Genomic DNA, 21,295 nt, shown 5'->3' with positions numbered 1-21,295 from the left:
CGTGGGGGGTCCCGTGGGGGGATTTTCCGCGAGAGGCGCTCCTTCTGCGCCACTTTTAGGTCTAGACCAACACCCAATGTATTGACCAGAGTTCGGCCTGTCCAGACCCTGAGATGCCTTGGCTTTCCGGGCCTGTGGCGGACCTCGCCACCGGATGCCATGCACCGCGTCCCGCTTTCCTTCATCACTTACGCCGACGGGGATCCGGCCATGGCGGATCCCCGTCGGCCCGGTCGGCGGAACTCACCGCTCCAGGGTCGCGGACCGGCCGGTGTAGAACGCCACGGTGAGGTCTTTGACGAGGGCCTTACGTTCGTAGTCGTCCAGCTCCACCAGACCGCGCGCGGTGAGCCGGGTGACGGTGTCGTCCACCGCGTCGACCACCGAGGTCAGCACGGAGTCCCGGCATCTGGCGTCGATCGCCGCGATTCGGCGGCGCTGGAGGGCGGCGGCGACCTCGGGGGCGTACTCGACCGCCGCGGGCCGGGCCGAGAAGACCTCGATCCCGGCGGGCGCGCACTCGGCCGCGAGCAGCTCCGTCAGCGCCGCGCCCAGGGCCTCGGCACCGGCCGGTCCCTGCGGCAGGGCGTCCGCCGGGCAGCGGGAGAGGATCCGGACCGCCGCCGCCTCCACCCGCTCGGCCAGATAGCTCTCGTGGCGCTCGACCCCGAGGGCCGCGCGGGCGGTGTCCCGGACCCGCCACACCACCAGCACCACCACCCGCAGCTCCGTACCGTCCGCGTCGGCGGCGGGCAGCGGCAGGCTCCGCCAGTGCCGCAGCCGTACGTCGATCCGGCGGCGGCGCAGCAGCGGGTTCAGCCACATCAGCCCGGTCCGCCGGACCGTGCCCCGGTACTCGCCGAAGAGCGTCAGCACGAGCGCGTATCCCGCCCGGCCGCGGGCGACGCCGCCGAAGGTGAAGAGGGTCAGCACCACCCCGACCCCGATCAGCGCCCACAGCAGGGGGCCGATTCCGGCGTACGGGGCCGGGGGCAGCCCGAGGAGCCGGGTCGCCACCGCCGGGGTCACCCCGGTCCCCCACAGCACCACACCCGTACCGGCGACGGCGCACACCCCGGCGAAGACCCCGGTCCAGCCGGGGAGTGCGGGGCCCGGGCGCTCGGCCGGATCCGGATCGGCGGCCGGTGGCACGGCCCGGACGGCTCCGGGCCCGGGTCCGGACGCGGGACCGGGGGCGCGGCCGGACCGGGCGGCGGTACGGGCTCCGGGCCCAGGTCCGGCCCCGGAGCCGGGTCCGGGGGCTGTTCGCGGCTGCTCGCCGGTGCCCCGCCGCCGGGCGACGACGGCCGGGCGCGGAGTAATCGTACGACCGGATCCGCCGCCCCCCGGGAGGGCGGAATGACCGGGGCGGCCCGAGTGACCCGGGCGACCGCCGCGGTCGGCGGGCCCGGCGCCGGGCTCCGTCGGCGGCGGTCCGCCCGGCCGGACACCGGGCGGGCCGCCCGGCGGGACGGCCGAGGGGCCACCCGGCGGATCGTCGCGGAACAGGAGGTGGACCGGGATCTCGGTGGTCGCGTCGTCGGCGACGGCCGGGATCCGTGCCACGGACCCCCCGGCCGCGCCGGAGGCGGCCGGGGTCGGCGCCGGGGTGGCCGCCGGAGGTCCGGGCGAGGTGCCGCCCTCCGGCTCCGAGGTGGTGGTACTCATCGCGCTGCCGCCTCCGCTGCGGAGAGATCGGGATCAGGGTGGGGAGTGGGGGTAAGGCCGGCGGGTCAGGCGGGGGCGGCGAAGAGACGGCGCCAGGTCTCGGGCCCGGGATAGCCGTCCGCCTCGGTACCGCGCCAGCCCTGGGCCCGCTGGAACGCCTCGACATTGCGCCGGTCCGCCTCGCTCCAGACGGGTCCGGGGCCCCGGGTGTAGTGATGGCCGAAGCCCCTGGCGACGAGCCGCTCGCCGAGAAGGGTGACGTACGGTCCCGAGGCCCCGGGCCGGAAGGCCCCGACACCCGGGAACAGCGGTACGGCGGTCACGGCACCGGACGCCGTGCCGGGGGTCGCGGCAGGACCGGGCACCGGGGCGGAATCCGGGACGGCCACCGGAGTCGTAGCGGCGGCCGGGGCGGCCGGGACCGCCGGGGCGGCCGTCGACGCCGATACCGGGGCGGGGATGTCCTTGCCCGTCCCGGTCACCAGCAGCTTCCAGGTCTGGGTGCCGGGAATGCCGTCGGCGTCGGTACCGCTCCACCCCTGCGCCTGCTGGAACGCCTGGGTCGCCCGGCGGTCCGCCTCGGTCCAGCGGGGCCCGGGCCCCTCGGCGTAGAACCGTGCGCCGCCCCGCTCGACCAGCATCTCGCCGAGCCGGGTCACATGCTCGTTCTCCGCCCCTGGGCCGAAGAACCCGGCACCGGGAAAGGCGTCGGCCGGAGCCGGGCCCGGGGACGTCACCGGTGTGGTGGGCGCGGTCGGCGGGACGGGGATCGTGGGCGTCGTCGGCGTCGTCGGCGTCGTCGGGACAGTGGGTTCGGCGGGCTCCGTGGCACCGGTGACGCCCTTGTAGCGGTAGGCAACGTATTTGGATGAGTTGTTCCAGTACGCCATGGGCGTGGTCTGGCGGCGGGTGGCGGGCTTGGTCTGCTCGTACGCGGTGTACTCGGCGTGCGTCTGATCGGTCCAGGCGCCGAAGATCGTGACATGCGACCCGGAGTGGGGATTGCTCGGATTGTGGAAGAGCAGGATGTCCCCGGGCCGCAGCTCCTCCCGGGGGATCTCCGTACCGAACTGGGCCAGGCTGCCGGTCCACTCGTTGGTGGTCAGGCCCCAGACCATGGAGACATAGCCGGAGCAGTCCTGGCGGTATCCGTCGGTCCAGTACTTGGACATGCTGTACGGGACCTTCGCCTGCACCCACTTCTCGGCCCGCTCGATGATCTCCGCCCGGGTCGTCGGGGGGATGACCGGCACGGCCGGGGTCCCGGCGGGTCCGGGCAGCGGACGGCCGTGGAGCGCGCCGGGTCCGCCCTGCTCGTTGTCGGGCTCGGCGGTCGCGGCGGCGGCCCCCGGCACGGTGTGGGGCAGCGCGCCCACGGGCGCGGCGGCCCCCGCGCCGAGCACGGCGGAGGCCGCGGTGACCACCACCAGGGCGCGGCGGCAGCCGTGGGCGGCGGGATGCTCCCCGGCGGCGAGCGCCCGGCGCCGGTCGGCGCATCCGGGGCAGTCGCAGTCGGAAGCGGGTTCGTACTCCTCGAAAACCGGCAGCGCCATCGGCTGGCCCCTCCGCGCGTGGCTGGATCGTGACGTCTGGGGGTGGGTGGGTACGGATGGAACTGGGTGCAGTTTGACCCATAAAAGGGACTAAACGACCATCCGACAGGCCGGGAGCGATCAGATGGCCCGGATATTGGTTCGGAGCACTCCGACGGATCCGGTAGAGTTTTCCGTGTCAGCAGGCGCCGCTAGCTCAGTTGGTTAGAGCAGCTGACTCTTAATCAGCGGGTCCGGGGTTCGAGTCCCTGGCGGCGCACGCACACCGAAGGTCCCTTGCCGATGGCGAGGGACCTTCGGTCCTTTCCGGCCACCGGTAATCGACACGCGCCCGGCCCGTCCGCTCCGGCCCGTCGGCTCACCGGACGGGGCGCGACCGTGTCCCCGACTTCCGGCCGAGACACCCTAGGCCGGGCGGTCGCCCCCGCCTACAGTGGCAGGGCAGGCCCTTCCGCCACTGGTCCGGGTCCCCGTATCGCGTCACGACCATCCCCCTCCTCCCGCTCCGGTGCCGGGCTTCTCCCGCAGCCCGTGCCCCAGCGGTCGAGGACCGGCCCGGCGGGTGGCGCCGGTGAGACGGTCACCCGCCGGGCCCGGTCGTAACGGCGCGCGGTACGGCGGGTCCCCCGCACGGCGCCTCCCCCGAGCGGTTGCCGGTACGGCGGCGCGGCCGGACGGACAGCCGGGCGGCCGGGGCGGGATCGCGTACGGACCGGCCTCAGCGGCTGTCGGTACGGCGGCGGCGATGCGCGCCCCGGACCGCGACGACGACCGCCGCCACTCCCGCCAGGACCAGCCCGACCACGGTATGCACGGTGCCGGGGCCGGCGTCCTCGGCGGCGGGCTCCTCGGTGGCCGTGGCGATACCCGTACCGATGCCGCCCGTGCCGCCCTGGTCGGCGCCCCTGGCCTCCACGGCGGGGGCGGGGTCCGGGGCGGCCCTCGGGGTCAGCAGGGAAGGTGCCATCGGAGCCGCGGCCGGGATCCCGGCCGCACCGGGGTCGGCGGAGTCTGCCGATTCGGCGGACCGGGCGGTGCCGGTCGCGGCGTTCCCGCCCGTCCCGCCCGCCTCTGCCGTATCGCCCGCATCGCCCTCGTCGCCGGGCTCGTACACTCCGGCCGTCTCGCGCGCGGAACCGGCGGCGGGCTCCGCGGGGGCGAGGACCAGGGCGGTCGGCGCCGCGGCGAGTACGGCGGCCACTCCGGCCGCACGGAGCGCGATCACAGCTGCACGCATGGTGACACCTCCTGCTGTGCCACAGCGTCACGCCTGACGGGCCCGACCGCATCCCCGGCGCCGGGCGTGTCCCCGGTCACCGGCTCTGACGTGGTACGACGCAAACGACGGCCGAGGTGTTCGGGTGACCCGCGCGCCCGCCCACCCGGTCCCGGGGGCCCGGAGACGGCCCCTCGCGGTCAGATCCGGTCGACCAGATCCGCGATGGAGTCCACGATCGTCGACGGCCGGAACGGGTAGCGGTCGATATCGGTGGGGGTCGTGACGCCGGTGAGGACCAGGAAGGTCTCCATCCCCGCCTCCAGACCGGCCAGGACGTCGGTGTCCATCCGGTCGCCGATCATGGCGCTGGTCTCGGAGTGCGCCCCGATCGCGTTCAGCCCGGTCCGCATCATCAGCGGATTCGGCTTCCCCGCGAAGTAGGGGTCCTTGCCGGTGGCCTTGGTGATCAGCGCGGCCACCGAGCCCGCCGCCGGGAGCGGGCCCTCGGTGGAGGGGCCGGTCTCGTCGGGGTTGGTGCAGATGAACCGGGCGCCGCCGTTGATCAGCCGGATCGCCTTGGTGAGCGCCTCGAAGGAGTACGTCCGGGTCTCGCCCAGGACCACGTAGTCGGGGTCGTGGTCGGTGAGGACGTATCCGATGTCGTGCAGCGCCGTGGTCAGTCCGGCCTCGCCGATCACGTACGCCGTGCCGCCGGGCCGCTGGTCGTCCAGGAACCGGGCAGTGGCCAGCGCCGACGTCCAGATGTTCTGCACCGGCACGTCGAGCCCCATCCGGGCCAGCCGGGCGTGCAGGTCACGGGCGGTGTAGATGGAGTTGTTGGTGAGCACCAGGAACGGCTTCCCGGTGTCCCGGAGCTTGCGGATGAAGGCGTCGGCGCCCGGGATCGGCACACCTTCGTGGATCAGGACACCGTCCATGTCGGTGAGCCAGGATTCGATCGGCTTGCGCTCTGCCATCAAGGGGGCTCCTGCCGTGCGTGGGGTACGGGCCGGTCCCGGACCCCGCTCCGGCCGGGTGGCTCGGTGGGTGTCCGCGTCCCGTACTCGATGTGCGGGGTGCCGGAGGGCACGGCTCTGTGGCACCCCGACACGGACAGCCTAGTCAGCCGGGGGCCCGGTGATCGAGCCCTGACCAGCGGCGGATGTCCCGGCGGGCCCTTCCCCGCGTCAGCCGCGGCCCCGGCGCAGGCATCGGGAGATCAGGACGAGCGCCCCGCCCCCGGCCAGCACCATGCCGAGGGCGGCCGCCAGCCGGAGGGTGGAGCCGGTGCCCGTGGTGGCGAGTTCGTCCCGGGTGACGGTGGCCCCGGGCCCCCGGTCCTCCAGTACGGCGAACCGGTAGTCGCCGGACTCGCCGACCCAGTCGCCGTCGTCGCCGCGCCGCTGGACCACGGCGGCGTTGACGGTGACCTGGTTGGGCGGGGTCTCGCCGGTGAGCGCCAGCCGTACCCGTACGGTGACGGCCGACTTCGCGCCCACGGTGAAGCCGCCGCCCCGGGCCCGCTGGGTGCCGAGGACACCGACGACCTCGTCCTCCCCGCTGGTCTCCAGCTGCGCGCCGCGCCAGCGGGCGGCCCCGGGGTCGTAGAACTCCAGCACCATCCGGTCCGGGGTCAGCCCCCGGTCGCGGGCGGCGAAGACGAGGACCGGATGGACCTCGCGGCACTCCCGCCCGGTGGTGTTGGTCAGCTCCACGCCCCAGGACTCGAAGCCGCCCCCGGGATGGTGGACGTCGGGCGCCCCGACGATCCGGGTGCCGATCGGGAACGCGCCGCCGGACGGGCTTCCGCAGCCGACGGGCAGCCGGGCGCCGTCGGAGACCGCTCCCGGGGCGGGCCCGGCGGGGCCGAGGGCCCGTACGGCAGCGCGTACCGGCCCGGCCGGGGCCGTACGGGCACTCGCGGTCCGGGGATCGCCCGGGTCGGCGGCGGGGTGTCCGGCCGCCGGGGACGGCGCGGACGGTACGGGCCGGGCGACGGCACCGGCGAGGCGGGGACCCGACCGGGCGGCCGGCTCCGGGCCCGGTCCCACCGATCCCGCCGACCCCGGCGTGACGATCGGGATCGCCATTCGTCGGGTCGTCACCGACGGAGCGGCCGGGGCGGCCGGTCCCGCCCCGGGGGTGATCGGGAAGGCCGCCGGGAGCGTCGCCGGGGCGGCCGCCGGGGTTTCCCGGTCGGCGATGGGGGCGGCCGCGAAGGCGGTCGGGGGCACGGTCAGGGCGACGGCCGCGATCGTGGTCGCGGCGACGACGGCGAAGGCGATGGGCGGTCGCATGTCGATCGTTGGCCTTTGCGCTCGAAGGGGGCCTGTCCCCGCCCGGCCCGTGCCGCCCCTGGGGAGGGGACGGTACGAGGGGCGGATCCGGCCTCGGCCCCGACGATGGCACGCCCGCCACGGAACGGGCCGACGCCACGAGCCGCCCCGGCGCGACGGCCCGGCGATTCCGCCCCTTCAGCGTATTGTCAGACTTTCGTACGGGCCTGGGGACGGCCCCGCCCGGCCGCCACGGCACCACGGCGCCCGCGAAACGGCACCCGCCCGAACCGTGCCCCGCCCGCCCCTCGGCGCCGCGCCGCGCCCGTACGGCAGCGGGGACCCGGCCGCGCCTCGGCGATGCGCGACACACCCCCGCCGGACCCCCGCCCGCCCCCGGGCCGTCAGCCCGCCGCGCCCCCGAAGAGGGGGGCGAGGACGAGTTCCGCCGCGCCCCGGGCGATCAGATGGGGGCCGCCGTTCGCGAGGGCGACCGGGATGCCGGACCGCAGCGCCACCTCTCGTACGAACACCTCGCGCGCGTCGTCCTCCTCGACGATCCGCCCGCCCAGCAGAACCCGGTCGATGTCGAGCAGCGCCACCAGGTTCGCCGCGCCCGCGCCCAGGATCCGGGCCGCCGCCACCAGGTCGCCGCGCGCCACGGCGGCCAGGCAGAGCGCCTCGATGCAGCCGCGCCGCCCGCAGCGGCAGGGCGGGGTGTCGGCACCGAGCTGGATCACCTGGTGGCCGAACTCCCCGGCGCCGGTCCGCCCGCCCCGGTACACGGCGCCGCCCAGGACGAGACCGGCGCCGAGCCCCGTACCCAGGTGCAGATAGGCGTACGACTCCCCCGGCGGTGTGCCCGGTACGAGGCCGAGGGCGCCCGCGTTGGTGTCCTTGTCGAGGACCACGGGCATCGCCAGCCGGGTGGCGACCGCGTCCCGGACGGGATAGCCGTCCCACTCGGGGAAGCCGGTGATCCGGAGCGTGACCCCGGCCGCGTAGTCCAGCGGTCCCGGCATCGCGACCCCGGTACCGATCAGATGTCCGGGCTCCTCGGCCGCCAGCAGCGCCTCGATCTCCCCGGCCGCGGCCTCCACGACCGCCGGGGGCCCGGCACCGAGGTCCAGCGGGGCGGTACGGGCGGCGACCACGGTGCCGTACAGATCGACCAGTACGGCGGTCATCTCGTCCCGGTCGAGCCGGAGCCCGACGGCGTGCCGCGCCCCGGGGACCAGCCGCAGCACGGTCCGCGGCTTGCCCCCGGTCGAGGCGCGCCGCCCGGCCTCGGCGACCAGGCCGTCGGCCCGCAGCCGGGCGACGATCTTGCTGACGGCCTGTGGGGTGAGGCCGGTCCGCCGGGCCAGCCCGAGCCTGCTGACGCCGTGCTCGCGGGCGTCCCGGAGATGGGCGAGGAGCAGGGCCGTGTTGTGTCCGCGCAGTACGGGCAGATTGGCCCCGCCGGCCGTCGTCCCGGGGAGGGTCGTACTCCGGCCGCCGGGCTCGGCACCCGCCGCCCAGCCCGCCGCCGCGCCCGTTTCCGCTTCCACTTCCGGCCAGGTGTCCGTTTCCGTACGGATAGGTCCGTCGGCGGCCGGGTACTCGGGGCCCCGGAGGAGCGGATCCGGCTCCGGCCGGCCGTCGGCCGCGGGGTCCGGCGCGGCACCGGTCTCGTCGCTGTCGTCTCGCACACCCCCATTCTGTCGTCCGCTTGCGCTTAGGCAACAGCGTTGCTTAAGTGGCGCCATGACTGGTAACGGCACTCCCCGCGGTACCGACACCCCGCTCGCGGTCGCGCTGGTCGGCTACGGCGTGGCGGGTTCCGTCTTCCACGCGCCGCTGATCGCCGCCGTCGACGGACTCGTCCTCGATACGGTCGTCACCTCCGACGGGGCCCGCCGTGACCAGGCGAGGGCCGAGTTCCCCGGGGTACGGCTCGCCTCGGCGGCGGACGAGCTGTGGGGCCGCGCCGACGAGCTGGATCTGGTGGTGATCGCGTCCCCCAACCGGACGCATGTCCCGCTGGCGACGGCCGCCCTGCGGGCCGGGCTGCCGGTCGTCGTCGACAAGCCGCTCGCAGCGACCGCCGCCGAGGCGCGGGAGCTGGCGGCACTGGCGGCGGACCGGGGTCTGCTGCTGTCGGTCTTCAACAACCGCCGCTGGGACGGCGACTTCCTGACCCTGGCCCGGCTGGTGGCCAGTGGTGAGCTGGGGGTCGTCCAGCGGTTCGAGTCGCGGTTCGAGCGGTGGCGGCCGAGGCCGAAGGGCGGCTGGCGGGAGTCGGGCGATCCGCAGGAGATCGGCGGGCTGCTGTACGACCTCGGCAGCCATGTGGTCGACCAGGCGCTGACCCTGTTCGGGCCGGTGGTCCGGGTGTACGCGGAGTCCGACGTACGGCGGGTGGGCGCCGAGGCCGACGACGACACGTTCTTCGCCCTCACCCACGCGAACGGTGTCCGTTCCCATCTCTGGGTCAGCTCGACCGCGGCCCAGCTCGGCCCCCGGTTCCGGGTCCTCGGCTCCCGGGCGGGCTTCGTGAGCCACGGGCTCGACCCCCAGGAGGCGGCGCTGCGGGCGGGGCGGCGGCCGGGCGGCGGGGAGCCGTGGGGTGTGCCGGACCAGGCTCTGTGGGGCCGGATCGGGGCCGGGGAGCCGCCGGGGACCGGCGGGGGCGAGCCGGTCCCGGCCGTACCGGGGGACTATCCCGCCTACTACGAACTGGTAGCCCGGGCGCTGCGGGAGGGCACACCGCCGCCGGTCACCGCCGAGCAGGCGGCGCTGACCCTGGCCATCCTGGAAGCGGCCCGTCTCTCCGCCCGCGAGGGCATCACCGTGGAGGTGCCGTCCGAATGAGCCCCGCCGCCCCGTCCGGCCAGCCGCCCGCGAACCCGTCACCCCAGCCGCCCGGGTCCGTGTCACGGGCGGGGGTCGCCCCGGCGGTGGCCGACCTGGTGGCGCAGGAGCGGCGGCTGGTGCTGGACCGGTTCACCCACGCGGACGCGTGGGCGCTGGGCACCCTGCTGGTGGAGATGGCCCGGCTGCGGAACGCGCCGGTGGCGATCGACATCCGCCGGGGCGGTCAGCAGCTCTTCCACGCGGCGCTGCCGGGCTCCAGCCCGGACGACGACCGGTGGATCGACCGCAAGCGGCGGGTCGTGGAGCGGTTCGGGGAGAGCAGTCTGCTGGTGGGCGCCCGGTACCGGGCGCGGGGGACGGACTTCGACACGGCGGCCCGGCTCGACCGGAACCGGTACGCGGCGCACGGCGGCTCGTTCCCGCTGGCGGTGACGGGGGCGGGGGTGATCGGCGCGGTCACGGTCTCGGGCCTGGCGCAGACCGACGACCACGCGCTGGTGGTGGAGGCGCTGGAGCGGTTCCTGGCCACGACCCGGACGCCGTCGGGGGTCTGAGGGCGAGGCGGAAGGTGAGGCCGGGCCGGTTCCGGAGCCGTACGCCCGCCCCACCGGCCGCCGCCCCACCGGCCGCCGGAAGACTCGACGGCCCGAGCGGGGTCCGGGTACCGGGCGAGGACCGGACTCAGGCGTCCGCGAAGGTCTGCCGCTGTCGCCCGAGGCCGTCGATCTCGGCCTCGACCACATCGCCCGCCCGCAGATAGCGGGGCTCCGGCTGTCCGGCGGCGACCCCGGCGGGCGTCCCGGTATTGATCACATCACCCGGGTGGAGGGTCATGAACCGGCTGACGTACCGGACCACGTCCGCGACCGGGAAGATCTGGTCGGCGGTGGTGCCGTCCTGCTTCAGTTCGCCGTTGACCCGGAGCCGGAGCCGGAGCGCCTGGGGATCCGGTACCTCGTCCCGGGTGACCAGCCACGGGCCGAGCGGATTGAAGGTCTCGCAGTTCTTGCCCTTGTCCCAGGTGCCGCCGCGCTCCAGTTGGAAGGCCCGTTCGGAGACGTCGTGCGCGACGGCGTACCCGGCGACGTACGCCAGCGGATCCTCGTCGTCACCGAGGTACCGGGCGGTCCGGCCGATCACGACGGCGAGTTCGACCTCCCAGTCGGTCTTGGTGGAGCCGCGCGGCACGAGCACGGTGTCGTACGCGCCGACGACCGTATCCGGCGCCTTCAGAAAGAGGACGGGTTCGGCGGGCGGCTCGGCACCGGTCTCGGCGGCGTGGTCGCGGTAGTTCAGCCCGACACAGACGATCTTGCCGATCCGCGCGACCGGCGGCCCGATCCGTACCCCGCTCACCTCCGCCGCGTCGAGTACGGGCAGTACGCCCGCGCCCTCGGCGGCCCGGATCCGGTCGAGGGTGAAGGTATCGGCGAGCAGCCGGCCGTCGATGTCGTCGACGAGTCCGGTCAGATCGCGCAGGGTCGTACCGTCCCGGTCGAGCAGGGCGGGCCGTTCGGCGCCCGGCGCGCCGATCCGCAGCAGTCTCATCCGTCGCTCCCCTACTCCCCCGGCGCCCCTCGGCACACCGGATCCTCCGGTCCCGGCCTCTCGTTCCGGCCGGGCGACGACGGGCGACGGTGACCGTCGTCGGGTCTGCGGCGGAACGCCGGAGGACCGGGTTCCCCCCGATCCTCCGAAATGCCCGGCCGCTCCGCAAGTACGTGTCGTCCCGCGGTTCCGGCACCGCGACGCCGGAATCGCGAGGTCAGGGCGTCAGAGCGGCTGGGCCAGGGCGCCCGCGGCCGGCATGTCGCGGTAGAGCAGGACGCGTTCGACGGCGCTCCAGGTCGTACTGGTGACGATGTAGAGCGCGGCGGCGAGCGGGACGACGGCCACCGTGATCAGGGTCGCGAAGGAGAGCAGCGGCATCACCTTCATCATCGGCGCCATCGCGGCGGCTCCGGGGGTGGTGGGGTCGATCGGCGGGGCGTCGGCCATCTGGCGCCGCGTCCGCCGGTAATTGAAGACGGCGACACCCAGCACGATCGCGAAGAGGACGAGATAGACGACGCCCGCGTCACCGGCGACGCCACCCGCGTCGAGGGCGTCGCTCCAGCGGTCGCCGAGGGGCGCGGCGAAGAGGGTGTGGGCGAGCAGTGCGTTGGGTTCGCCGCCGATCGAACCGCTGGAGAAGAGGTAGTAGAGGAGGAAGAACGCGGGGATCTGGAGCAGGCTCGGCAGACAGCCGGAGAGCGGCGACGCCTTCTCCTTCGCGTACAGCTCCAGCAGGGCCTTCTGCATCCGCTCGGGGTTCTTGCCGTGCTTCTTCCGCAGTTCGGCGACGCGGGGCGCGAGCCGGGCGTTGGCCTTCTGGCCCCGGGCGGCGGCCCGGGAGAGGGGGTGGACGGCGAGCCGGACCAGGGCCGTGAAGAGGATGATCGCGGCGGCGGTCGCGGAGCCGTGGAAGAGGGGTTCGAGGAGGTCGGCGAGGCGCTCGACCAGCTGGGCGAAGACGGACAAGGGGAGCCCTCCGAGGGGTCTCGTACAGCCGGATGTGTCGGAATACGCGTGACACGCGGCGCATACGGAGGGCCTGCCGGAACGCGGACTTCCGCGTTCCTGTGCGTGCTACGCCCTATCCGGCCACCGCGCGGAGGGCGCGGCCGGGTGCCCGGGGGCGGGTGCGGCCCCGGGCGTCGGGGTCGCGTTGCGGCAGGAAGGCGGTACGCCGCTCCCGGTCGCGGATGGCGGTACGGACCCGGGTCCTGGGCACCGGGGGCGCGCACCGGGCGCTGATCACGGCACTGACGACGAGCGCGGAGCCCACGGCACCGGTCGCGGTCGCGGCGAGCGCGAGGGCGGCGAGGAAGCCACCGCCTGAACCGGCGGTGCTGTCGGCGACGAGGACCTCGAAGGCCGTGACGGCGACGACGAGGGCGAGGAGGAGCGCGCGGACCAGGCGCGCGGCACGGTTCGCGGCGGCGGTGGCCGTCATCCCCGTCCCCCCTCCCGTTCGGCGCGTACCGGTGTACGACAACTCCAGGGTAGCGGGCCCTCCGAGCCGACCACGTCCCGCCGGACCCGGCCGCCGCAGTACGGTGTCATCCATGCGCCCCGACACGCCTGCCGCACATATCTCCGAAGCCGAGCGTCTGCTGCGCACCGCGTCGCAGTACCCCGAGGACCACGAGCCCCTGCTGCTGCGCGCCGCGGCCCATCTCGAACTGGCCGGCGACCGCGAACGCGCCTCCACCCTCTACGACCAACTGCTCGCCGAAGACCCCGAACACCCCCTGGCGATCAAGGCGCTCCAGGCCGCGAACCTGTGGGAGTACGGCCACGAGGCCGAGGCCCGGACCCTGATCGCGGGCGTTCGCGCGGCCTCCCCCGCCGACCCGGCCCCGTGGGAGACCATCGCCGAGACGCTGGAGTCCCACGACGAACTGGAGGAGTCGCACGCCTGCTTCACGGAGGGGGTCCGGCTGCTGCTGCCCCCCGGCGACGACGACGTCCCCTACGGCGTCCGCCCCCTGCTCACCGGCCGCCACCGGGTCCGCCGCCTCCTCGGCCGCCCGCACGACGACTGGGACCGCCTCGCCGACAAGGTCCACACGGCCCGCTCCCCGATCTCCCTCGACGAACTCCACGACCCCAACCGCCTGTGGGCCCTGGGCTCCGACAACCCCTCGGAACTCCGCGCCGAGATCGCCCGCCTCCGCTCCGAACTGGGCTCCTACCGCTCGGCGCTCTCCCGCCCCTTCCCGGTCGCGGTCCTCCACTGGCCGGCGGCGGAACTCACCGAACTCCTCACCGCGTACCCCGCCCTCGCCACCGAGTACCCCTCGCACCGGGCACACCTGACCGCCATCGAGTCGGCCCTCCGCGAACTGGCGTCGACGGGCACCGAGAACCTGGGCATCGTGACGGCCACGGTCCCCTCCTACGAGGCGTTCGCGGCCTCGGAACAGTCCGCCCCGACGAACCCGTCCCTGCTCCCCCAGTACGCCACCACCCTCGCCTCCCGCGGCCGCGCCCTCCCCTGGCCGCCCTCGAAGGGCGCCCCGTGCTGGTGCGGGTCGGGAGAGGCGTACCGGGAGTGTCACGGGGGTTCCGCGGCGAGATGACACATCCCGTTCCGCCCGTCATGGTCCCTTCCTCGGCGGCCAAGTCTGCCCAGATGAGCAAGCAGAAGTCCGAGGACACCTCCTGCGAGAAGGCCGTACGGAGCCTCCTGCACGCGCAGGGGTTCCGCTACCGGCTCCATACCGCCGTCCCGGACCTGCGGCGGCGGAAGATCGACATCGCCTTCGGGGGCGCCAAGGTGGCGGTCTTCCTCGACGGCTGCTTCTGGCACAGTTGTCCGGTTCACGGCACGCTGCCGAAGTCGAATGCCGCCTGGTGGCGGGAGAAGCTCGATCGGAACACCGCGAGGGACCGGGAGACGACTCTGCATCTGGAGGCCCGCGGCTGGACCGTGCTGCGCTTCTGGGAGCACGAAGCCCCCGAGGACGTGGCCCGGCGAGTGGCCGAAACCGTACGACGCCTGCGAGCGGCCCGGTCGAAGCGGATGTGATCATGCGAGGCTTGCGGAACCGCGGACGGCGGAGCCGCCCCCGAAAGGGTCGGCGCTCCGCGTGCCGCACCGAACGGGACATGGGGAGAGCAACGTGGGGAGACTGACGTCGGTCGAGGTGTGCGCCGGAGGCGGAGGGCTGGCGCTGGGCCTGGAGAGCGCCGGTTTCGACCCGGTGCTCCTCCTGGACGACCGGGACGTGGCCTGCGAGACGCTGAGACTCAACCGGCCGACCTGGAACGTCTTGGAGATGGACCTGGTGGACTTCGACCCGGTCGACCATCCGATCAGCTACGACGTCGACCTGCTCGCCGCCGGTCTCCCGCGCGTGAAGTCCTCGGCGACGGTGAACCGCGCGGAGACGGGCAAGGAGTCGAATCTCCTCAAAGCGACCATCCAACTGGTCTCCGCCGTGCAGTCGCGTGCCGTGCTGATCGAGAACGTCCCGGAGCTGGTGGAGAAGCCGCGGTACGCGGAGGTCCGCGAATACATCCGCGAGGAGCTGGAGCACCTGGGCTACCGACTCCACTGGTTCGTCCTCGACGCCGCCGACTTCGGCGTACCGCAGCGTCGGAAGCAGGGGATCCTGGTTGCTCTGAAGGAACCTTTCGCCGAGACTTTCGCTCCGCCGATCCCCACCGTCGACCGGCACGTCACGGTCGGGGAGGCGCTCCGGGAATCGATGGGAGCCCGGGGTTGGACGGACCTGGAGCAGTGGGTGGCGGCGGCCTCCACCGTCGCCCCGACGCTGGTCGGCGGCTCGTACGGCAGAGGCGGCGGCGATCTCGGGCCGCGCGGTTCCAAACACGCCTGGGTGCGCATGGGGATCAACGGCAACGCGCTGGGCGACGAGGTTCCGGGTCCGGACGGGAAACAGGAATCGGACAAGTCCGGCTCACCCCACAAAAAGCTCACCGTGCAGCAGGCGGCTCTTCTCCAGGCGTTCCCGCCGGAGTGGTCCTTCGCGGGAGCCAAGACCAATCGGTACCGCCAGATCGGTCAGGCGTCCCCGCCCCCGGTGGCCGAGGCTCTGGGTCGGGCCGTCGCCGCGGCGCTGGCCTCCTGACGCATCGCTCCCGGTGATCGTCGAAATCCGTTTCCGACGATCATCGGGAGCGGCCGCGCCCCCTCTCGCCTCGGGATAAACTCGCGTCCCATGACCACCCCCGATACGCGACGGACCACCTCTGCGGATTTCCGGATCGTGGACCTGTTCGCCGGCCCCGGGGGACTCGACGTAGCCGCCGCTCACCTGGGGATTCCCGTCGTGGCGGGGATCGAGATCGACAAGGACGCCCGGGCGACCCGGCTGGCGGCGGGGCTCGCCACGCACGACGAGGGCGACGTCCGGAACTGCGGCCCCGAGGACTTCCCGGGCGCGACCGTCCTCACCGGCGGCCCTCCGTGCCAGACGTACACGGTCGCCGGCTCGGGCGCCGGGCGGCAGGCCCTCGACGCGGTCGTGAGTCTCGCCAAGCGGATGGCCGCGCGGGAGGAGGGTCTCGCGGAGGACTTCGCGAAGTTCGGCGACGAACGTATCGGCCTGGTCCTGGAGCCGCTCCGATGGGCTCTGGCCGCGATCGACGCGGGGAAGCCCTACGAGGCGATCGTTCTGGAGCAGGTGCAGGGCGCCATGCCGGTATGGACCGTCATGGGCAACGTTCTCAGCAGCGAGGGGTACGACGTCGCCCCGCCCGTCGTACTGCAGACGGAGGAGTACGGCGTTCCGCAGACCCGGCGCCGGGCGATCCTGGTGGCCAGGTGGCAGGGGCGGGCCGAACTGCCCGAGCCGACGCACCGCCCGTACCGGAAGGGCGTGGATCGTTCGGAGGGCGACTCCCGAAAGGCCCCTTGGGTGACCATGGGGGACGTTCTGGGGGATCGCCCGGACTCGTTCTACGTGGTCTCCAACTACGGCACCGGCAGCGACCCCAAGGCCCGCGGCCGGCGTACCTCCGACATGCCGTCCGCCACGGTCACCGGCAAGATCTCCCGTAATCGGCTCTACCTGCCGGACGGCGAGGAGCTCTCCCGCCTCACCAACGAGGAGGCGGGGCTCTTGCAGACCTTCCCGGCGGACTACCGATGGAGCGGAAACGGCGTCGCGCAGCAGATCGGCAACGCCATTCCGCCCCGGCTCGGCGTCCACGTCCTCGCGGCGGCCCTCGGCCTGGGAGACACCGCCCTCAAGGAGGGCCTCGCGTCGGTGGACCGGTCCATGGGCCTCATGTGACCGGCTACGCCGTCACTCCTTCTCCGCTTCCTCCTTCTTGATCTGCCCCCGGACGGGTGCGGTCTCGAAGTACTCCGCGAACCGTTCGACGAGCAGCTCCGTCGACTCCCGGGGCACGGGACCGTCGTCCGGACCGTCGGGCAGCCGCTTACGGGAGACCGGCGGTGCCGACTCCGCCTCCTCGATCCACTCCGTCAACGCGTCTCCGTCGCGCTCGCCGTCCGGCGCGATCACGTCGTAGAGCAAAGTACTGGCGGCGGCATTCACTGCGGCGGCCAGCGCGTTCACCTCGCGCCCGGTCCTGACGACGCCCTGCTGATGCAGCCGGATCATCGCCTGAACCGTGGGTCTGTGGTCGATCACGTCCAGCCTGAGAATCGTATTGAAAATATCCTGATTGCCACACGCGACCTCGACCGGTGCGTAGTCCGCACCGTCCCGGAAAAGTTCCGCGGCCCACCAGAGCCGGGAGAACACTTGCGTGAAATGGCTACCGCTGAAGCGCTTCGGATTCACCCGGGCCGGATTCCCGTCCTTGCCCTCCGCCGGCAGATGACGCCACAGTACGTAGTCGGGGGCGACGCACAGTGCCAGATGGTTCCACAGTCGACGATCGGCGGCCTCACGTCGGGTGAGCCTCAAGGTCGCGTGGAGCCGCGGAGCCAACCAGGCGTCCGCGTCGGTCTTCCTGTTCATATCGCCGTACGTCCTGGCGTCCTCGACCAGTGCCCGGATCGGTCCGACGGCAAATCGGGCGGCGGTGCTCTCCAACCGCACGGAGTCCTTCCCCAGTGCGATGTAGGGCGGGTTCTCCCGGCCGGACAGGACCTCCGACGTCAGATTCGCCGCGGCATTGACGTCGGCCAGCAGAGCCAGGCGGTCGGGCATCGGATCGGGCTGCGGGATCAACTGTTGCTCTCCCTCTGAGACGATTCGAGGACACGGACGGTACGCCCCAGGCTCTTCGCCACCTTCGCCCTCCGCAGAGCGGCGTAGTTGATCTGCGTCTGGAGCCGGCTCCACGCCACCGGGTCGCTCCGTCGGACGTGCACCTCACGCAACGCGTCGTCCTCGGACCGATCGGGCATGACGTCGGCGAGCATCCCCCTGAGGACGTCCTCGCGCCAATCGCCCGGCCAGGTCGGGTTCCCCTCGGAATCAACCTCCGTGGCGCCCACCGCGGCATGGAAGGCAGCAGTCCAGACATCCGTGGCGATCCGCGCCGAGAGCAGTTCCCCGACGGCCCGCTCCATGTCGTCGCCACCGGGCCGCAGTAGCTCCGCTATGCCGTCGAAGGCCGTATTCACATGGACGACCGGCAGCTCGCCCGACGTGTCGACCGCCCAAGGCGAGTCCTTGAGGGAGCGCAGCCACTCGTACGGGCCGTCGCGGAAGTCCACTTCGTTGATGTCGAGACCGCGTCGCCGTACCGGGCTCGGCGCGGTGAAGTCCACGATCCAGTCCTCGTCCGAGCAGGCGACGACTCGGCCGGACACTCCGCCCACGGTCGCGACGACCTTCACGGAGAGATCCGCACGTCCCCGATAATCGGACCGTGACAGACGGAGTCGCCCTGTCCTGACGCCTCCGGCCCCCGGCAGAAGACGAGTGGTGGTACGGGCGTTGGTCGCGGACTCCGTCAGCACGGCGACGGCCACGACGTCCGTCCAGGGCCCCTCGGCCAGCTCATCCTCCGGCAAGGAGGCGGCGATGGTCAGCGTGGCGCTCCCCCACGGCCCGCGTTCGGCGTGGTCCAGCGCCACGACGCGCTCGCCCTGGGAGAACGCCGAGGTCTCCAGGTCGGTCCCGTCCTGGCGCACCGCGGTCACCCGGAACGTGACCCTTCCCGCAGGGGTCCGGTAAGGAAGGATTCTCATTCCGCGGTGCCCTTCCCCTTCTGGAGCTCGACGATCAGTCCGGCGAGATCGGCGCGGACAGGATGGGTCGACGTATCCGTGATCCCGGTGAACACGGCGGCCGTGGCCCCCGCGTCGAAGTGCAGCGCGCCGTCCACGAACCGGCAGTTCTCCACCGCCACGATCTCCGACCAACCGACCGTGGGACGGGGCCCGGAGCGGACATCGAACTTGGCCACGAGCCCCATCACCCACGGGTCCCGGCGACGGGGTAGTTTGACCTCGGCCCTGATCCGCCACGCCCCGGACGCGTCGATCTCGGCGTCGAGGTCCCTGATCGCGGGAAAGCCGCCCGCGCGCGCGGGCCGGGGCCCCGGGTCGTCCAGGACCAGTAGGTCGCGCAGCCTTCCGGGGCCGGCAGCCGTACGGTCGGGGCGTCTGCCCGTGAGGTCCCGCACCGCGGCGTACGCGGCCGTGGTGAAGGTGGAAATACGGCGGTGCGCGGTCCGCGAGTAGACGGACAGCAGCTCCTCCGTGCGCCCCCACTTGTTGTGCTCGGGGGGCTCGGACGCCCGTAGGAACGCCTCGGCCTCCTCGGCCGCGCCGGCGTCCGTTCCGGCCGCGTGACCGGCCAGGAGGACGGCCTGGAACGCATCGGCGCCCAGGCCGAGTTCCGGTACGCGGGCGGCGCGTACGACCATGAGGCCGCCGCGCATGGTCACGAGACGGTTGGGCGGCTCGTGGCCGTCCTCGGCGGCGGTCACGAGCAGGGCGGCCCGGTGCTCGACGGTCTCCCGCCCTCCCCCGGGTACCGGGACCTTCAGGGGGACACGGGCCAGGGCGACCTGGCCGACCTCCGTGATGCGTTCGACCGTCTCACCGTCGAAGAACGCCCTCAACGCCCTGGTTCTGGCGGGCTGTTTCTCCTCGGGGTCGACCCGCTGTTCCTCGACGAGGACCTTTCCGTTGCGCAGCGTCCGTACCGACGCCTCCAACAGAGGCGCGCGGTCCCGACCGGCGGTCATCGCCGCCCAGAAGTTCTCGGCGAGCCCGTCGACCAGCCGCTTGTGGATCGCCGTGACGGCCTGCTCGTCCCCGCCGTTGTCCTCGCCGTCCTCCTGTTCGTCGACCGTGCCCGCCACGTCGTGGGCGCCGACCACGAGGAAGGACGTACCGGGTTCGGAGTTCTCCCGGGTCAGGTGCAGACGGGTGACCGTCTCGTCGTCGGCCCACCACGACCGGGCGACGCCCTCGTTACCGGGCGCTGTGTCGGCCTGTCCGAACCAGGCGGGGCCCGCCCACGGCTTCCCCTCGGCCTTTCTCCAGGGCAGGTCCAACCGGCCGACGACCCGCTGTCTGGTACGTCCCTCGTGCGCCTCGGAGAGGGTGGAGTTGACGAGGACCATGCCGAGTCGACTGGTGGCCCACAGTGTCGCCTTGCCCAGGCCGTAGGAGCCTCCCGCGGCCCGTCCGGGGTCTTCCGACTTCCGGCTCTCGAGCTGTCGTCGGACGACCGCCGCGAAGCGGCCGTCGTCGTAGTCGTCGCCCGTGAGTCCCGTCGTGTTGTAGTCGTCGACCCGGAGCAGGAGGAGTCGATCGCGACGGGCCAGCTCATTCAGCCCTTCGGCGACCACCCGTCCGACCTTCTGGTCCTGGGCCGCCGCCGCCTCGTAGTGGGGCAGCAGCTCGCCCCAGCGGACGGCGGCCAGGAACTCGGCCAGCATCTCGCCCGTCAACTCGTGCAGGGTGTAGCGGACCCGGACCGGCCGGGTGCGGTCGAGCTGCTCGTCGAGACTGTTCTGAGTCGCCTCACGGGCCAGCACCTTGACATCGGCCTCGAAGGCGAAGGCCGCGGCGTTGCCGAAGTCCCTTCCACCGTCCTGATACGCGGGACGGTGGTACCAGCGGACCGGCCCGCCGCTGACGGCATCGGTGGTGCGGGAATGCATCACGGCGATGTCGGCCCCTATGGCCTCGGCGATGGCCCGCATGGTCTCCTCACGGGGCGTCGCCCGCCCGGTGATCCACGCGGAGACGGCCGCCCGTGTCACTCCGACCCGTTGGGCGAGATCCGCCTGCTTCAAGTCGAGCATGCGCAGCTGTCGAGCGAGCCACGGACCGAAGTCCTCCGTGCCGTCCACGTTCCGCATCCCCCCTGATCGTCCTGTGGTCCGTTCCGTGATACCCCAACCCTACCAGGCCGTTTGACAAGCGGCCGCCTGTATAACAACAGTTGACACACCTCGGAGCACCCGCAGGACACATCGGCCGGATGCAAGTATCCACTTATGTCCTAAATGACCAAATCGGCGAACACCCTGCCGCCCGCAGACATCCCGGGGGCAGGAATTCCCCGGCGCAAAACCCTTGCGAAGACCGGAATCGCCCCCATAGGGTTTTTCGCAGCTGTACCCGCAGCCCGAAAAAGAGGGTCACCGAGGGCCTGTTAGCCATGCCTTCATTTCGCCCTCCGCGCCGTTCCACCCCGCCCGATCAATTGCACGCAAAAGCCATCTTCCAGCCGCACGGACCGGTCGGCAGAACGACTTGCGACCACCATTCGAATGTCGCTACGGTCAAAAAGGAACCGCCACCCGGCCCCGAAGTGTCCACACAGTCGCCCGATCCCTTTCCGTACCCCTTCCAGGAAAAGCGCCGCCCGATATTATTTACGGAACCGCCACGACCGAAGGAAATCCCGACATGGCAGACGACGAGCTTGCCCGAATGCGCCGCATCGTCGCCGAATACGACTCGCTCGAGGACCCCGAACAGCGTTCGGAATTCCTCGACATCCGCGGCTATACGCGCGGCTCCCTCGCCGGGGCCCGTCGGGCGATCGCCGCGGCCGACCGCCCGACCCCGGGTGAACCCTCCTCCCGTGCGCCCCGGCGCACCCGGCGTCGGCAGGGCAGCCGTCGTCCGGCACCGGTAGCCCCTCCGGGCCGTCCGAGGCTGCGTCGCCGCGGCCCGGCCCCGCGGAAGGTCGTGATCACCTTGCGGATCGTGGTCGAGTTTCCGTAGTCCGACACGATGTCGGACGTTTTGGCTATCGTCGTAC

The 21,295-nt window shown here is 73.0% G+C and carries 19 protein-coding genes and 1 tRNA gene; 8 read left to right on the top strand and 12 right to left on the bottom strand.

Annotated elements, in window-relative coordinates; translation table 11 throughout:
• Window positions 1-243: 243 nt before the first annotated feature.
• Window positions 244-1,668 carry an SPFH domain-containing protein gene (locus AB0G74_RS15770; RefSeq protein WP_361145831.1) on the bottom strand — a complete coding sequence of 475 codons (1,425 nt, stop codon included), beginning with the start codon at window positions 1,666-1,668 and terminating at the stop codon, window positions 244-246.
• A gap of 65 nt (window positions 1,669-1,733) precedes the next feature.
• The gene (locus tag AB0G74_RS15765) at window positions 1,734-3,221 is read right to left on the bottom strand and encodes a peptidoglycan-binding protein (protein WP_361145828.1); all 1,488 of its coding nucleotides are present in this window, start codon (window positions 3,219-3,221) and stop codon (window positions 1,734-1,736) included.
• Window positions 3,222-3,406: 185 nt separating this feature from the next.
• On the opposite strand from AB0G74_RS15765, the gene AB0G74_RS15760 reads away from it, so the two are divergent.
• Window positions 3,407-3,480 (top strand) — tRNA-Lys (locus AB0G74_RS15760).
• Between the two features lie 459 nt (window positions 3,481-3,939).
• On the opposite strand, the gene AB0G74_RS15755 is transcribed toward AB0G74_RS15760, so the two are convergent.
• The 4 genes from AB0G74_RS15755 to AB0G74_RS15740 form a co-directional block, all read right to left on the bottom strand.
• Entirely contained in the window at window positions 3,940-4,458 is a 519-nt protein-coding gene (locus AB0G74_RS15755; protein ID WP_361145826.1) for a hypothetical protein, read from the bottom strand.
• A gap of 179 nt (window positions 4,459-4,637) precedes the next feature.
• On the bottom strand, window positions 4,638-5,417 hold the full coding sequence (locus AB0G74_RS15750) for an HAD-IIA family hydrolase (RefSeq protein ID WP_361145822.1): 780 nt from the start codon (window positions 5,415-5,417) through the stop codon (window positions 4,638-4,640).
• 210 nt (window positions 5,418-5,627) lie between these two features.
• The gene (locus AB0G74_RS15745) at window positions 5,628-6,737 is read right to left on the bottom strand and encodes a hypothetical protein (protein ID WP_361145818.1); all 1,110 of its coding nucleotides are present in this window, start codon (window positions 6,735-6,737) and stop codon (window positions 5,628-5,630) included.
• Between the two features lie 383 nt (window positions 6,738-7,120).
• Window positions 7,121-8,167 carry an ROK family transcriptional regulator gene (locus tag AB0G74_RS15740; protein WP_361145895.1) on the bottom strand — a complete coding sequence of 349 codons (1,047 nt, stop codon included), beginning with the start codon at window positions 8,165-8,167 and terminating at the stop codon, window positions 7,121-7,123.
• Window positions 8,168-8,462: 295 nt separating this feature from the next.
• Between AB0G74_RS15740 and AB0G74_RS15735 the strand changes: the two genes are divergently transcribed.
• Window positions 8,463-9,569 (top strand): Gfo/Idh/MocA family oxidoreductase, encoded by a 1,107-nt coding sequence (locus AB0G74_RS15735; RefSeq protein ID WP_361145816.1) that lies wholly within the window; start codon window positions 8,463-8,465, stop codon window positions 9,567-9,569.
• A complete protein-coding gene (locus tag AB0G74_RS15730; protein WP_361145813.1) occupies window positions 9,566-10,126 on the top strand; it encodes a heme-degrading domain-containing protein in 561 nt (186 codons plus the stop codon). Before AB0G74_RS15735 ends, AB0G74_RS15730 begins: the two co-directional genes overlap by 4 nt.
• Before the next feature lie 127 nt (window positions 10,127-10,253).
• Here the strand turns inward: AB0G74_RS15730 and AB0G74_RS15725 are convergent, their stop codons facing one another.
• From AB0G74_RS15725 to AB0G74_RS15715, 3 genes are all read right to left on the bottom strand, one after another.
• The gene (locus tag AB0G74_RS15725; RefSeq protein WP_361145810.1) at window positions 10,254-11,120 is read right to left on the bottom strand and encodes a fumarylacetoacetate hydrolase family protein; all 867 of its coding nucleotides are present in this window, start codon (window positions 11,118-11,120) and stop codon (window positions 10,254-10,256) included.
• 225 nt (window positions 11,121-11,345) lie between these two features.
• Window positions 11,346-12,092, bottom strand: coding sequence for a YidC/Oxa1 family membrane protein insertase (locus AB0G74_RS15720; RefSeq protein WP_361145807.1), 747 nt, complete (start codon window positions 12,090-12,092; stop codon window positions 11,346-11,348).
• A 115-nt stretch (window positions 12,093-12,207) separates the two neighbouring features.
• Complete coding sequence (locus tag AB0G74_RS15715) at window positions 12,208-12,567, bottom strand: DUF6412 domain-containing protein (RefSeq protein ID WP_361145805.1); 360 nt, start codon at window positions 12,565-12,567, stop codon at window positions 12,208-12,210.
• A 112-nt stretch (window positions 12,568-12,679) separates the two neighbouring features.
• Between AB0G74_RS15715 and AB0G74_RS15710 the strand changes: the two genes are divergently transcribed.
• The 4 genes from AB0G74_RS15710 (at window position 12,680) to AB0G74_RS15695 (ending at window position 16,378) form a co-directional block, all read left to right on the top strand.
• Window positions 12,680-13,696, top strand: coding sequence for an SEC-C metal-binding domain-containing protein (locus tag AB0G74_RS15710; protein WP_361145803.1), 1,017 nt, complete (start codon window positions 12,680-12,682; stop codon window positions 13,694-13,696).
• A 20-nt stretch (window positions 13,697-13,716) separates the two neighbouring features.
• Window positions 13,717-14,145, top strand: a complete 429-nt coding sequence (locus AB0G74_RS15705) for a very short patch repair endonuclease (protein ID WP_361145892.1) — start codon at window positions 13,717-13,719, stop codon at window positions 14,143-14,145.
• A 94-nt stretch (window positions 14,146-14,239) separates the two neighbouring features.
• The gene (locus tag AB0G74_RS15700; RefSeq protein ID WP_361145801.1) at window positions 14,240-15,211 is read left to right on the top strand and encodes a DNA cytosine methyltransferase; all 972 of its coding nucleotides are present in this window, start codon (window positions 14,240-14,242) and stop codon (window positions 15,209-15,211) included.
• A 90-nt stretch (window positions 15,212-15,301) separates the two neighbouring features.
• Complete coding sequence (locus AB0G74_RS15695; protein WP_361145799.1) at window positions 15,302-16,378, top strand: DNA cytosine methyltransferase; 1,077 nt, start codon at window positions 15,302-15,304, stop codon at window positions 16,376-16,378.
• A gap of 12 nt (window positions 16,379-16,390) precedes the next feature.
• Here the strand turns inward: AB0G74_RS15695 and AB0G74_RS15690 are convergent, their stop codons facing one another.
• From AB0G74_RS15690 to AB0G74_RS15680, 3 genes are read right to left on the bottom strand one after another with little or no spacing between them, the layout of a single operon-like run.
• The gene (locus AB0G74_RS15690) at window positions 16,391-17,287 is read right to left on the bottom strand and encodes a DUF6339 family protein (RefSeq protein WP_361145796.1); all 897 of its coding nucleotides are present in this window, start codon (window positions 17,285-17,287) and stop codon (window positions 16,391-16,393) included.
• Window positions 17,284-18,207, bottom strand: a complete 924-nt coding sequence (locus AB0G74_RS15685; RefSeq protein WP_361145793.1) for a hypothetical protein — start codon at window positions 18,205-18,207, stop codon at window positions 17,284-17,286. The genes AB0G74_RS15690 and AB0G74_RS15685 overlap by 4 nt, the downstream gene beginning before the upstream one ends.
• A gap of 44 nt (window positions 18,208-18,251) precedes the next feature.
• Window positions 18,252-20,384 (bottom strand): helix-turn-helix transcriptional regulator, encoded by a 2,133-nt coding sequence (locus AB0G74_RS15680; RefSeq protein WP_361145790.1) that lies wholly within the window; start codon window positions 20,382-20,384, stop codon window positions 18,252-18,254.
• A 553-nt stretch (window positions 20,385-20,937) separates the two neighbouring features.
• Between AB0G74_RS15680 and AB0G74_RS15675 the strand changes: the two genes are divergently transcribed.
• The gene (locus AB0G74_RS15675) at window positions 20,938-21,258 is read left to right on the top strand and encodes a hypothetical protein (protein WP_361145787.1); all 321 of its coding nucleotides are present in this window, start codon (window positions 20,938-20,940) and stop codon (window positions 21,256-21,258) included.
• Window positions 21,259-21,295: the final 37 nt, after the last annotated feature.

This window comes from Streptomyces sp. NPDC020875, assembly GCF_040641415.1.
Taxonomy (GTDB): Bacteria; Actinomycetota; Actinomycetes; order Streptomycetales; family Streptomycetaceae; genus Streptomyces.
This window is presented reverse-complemented; position numbering and strand designations above follow the sequence as displayed.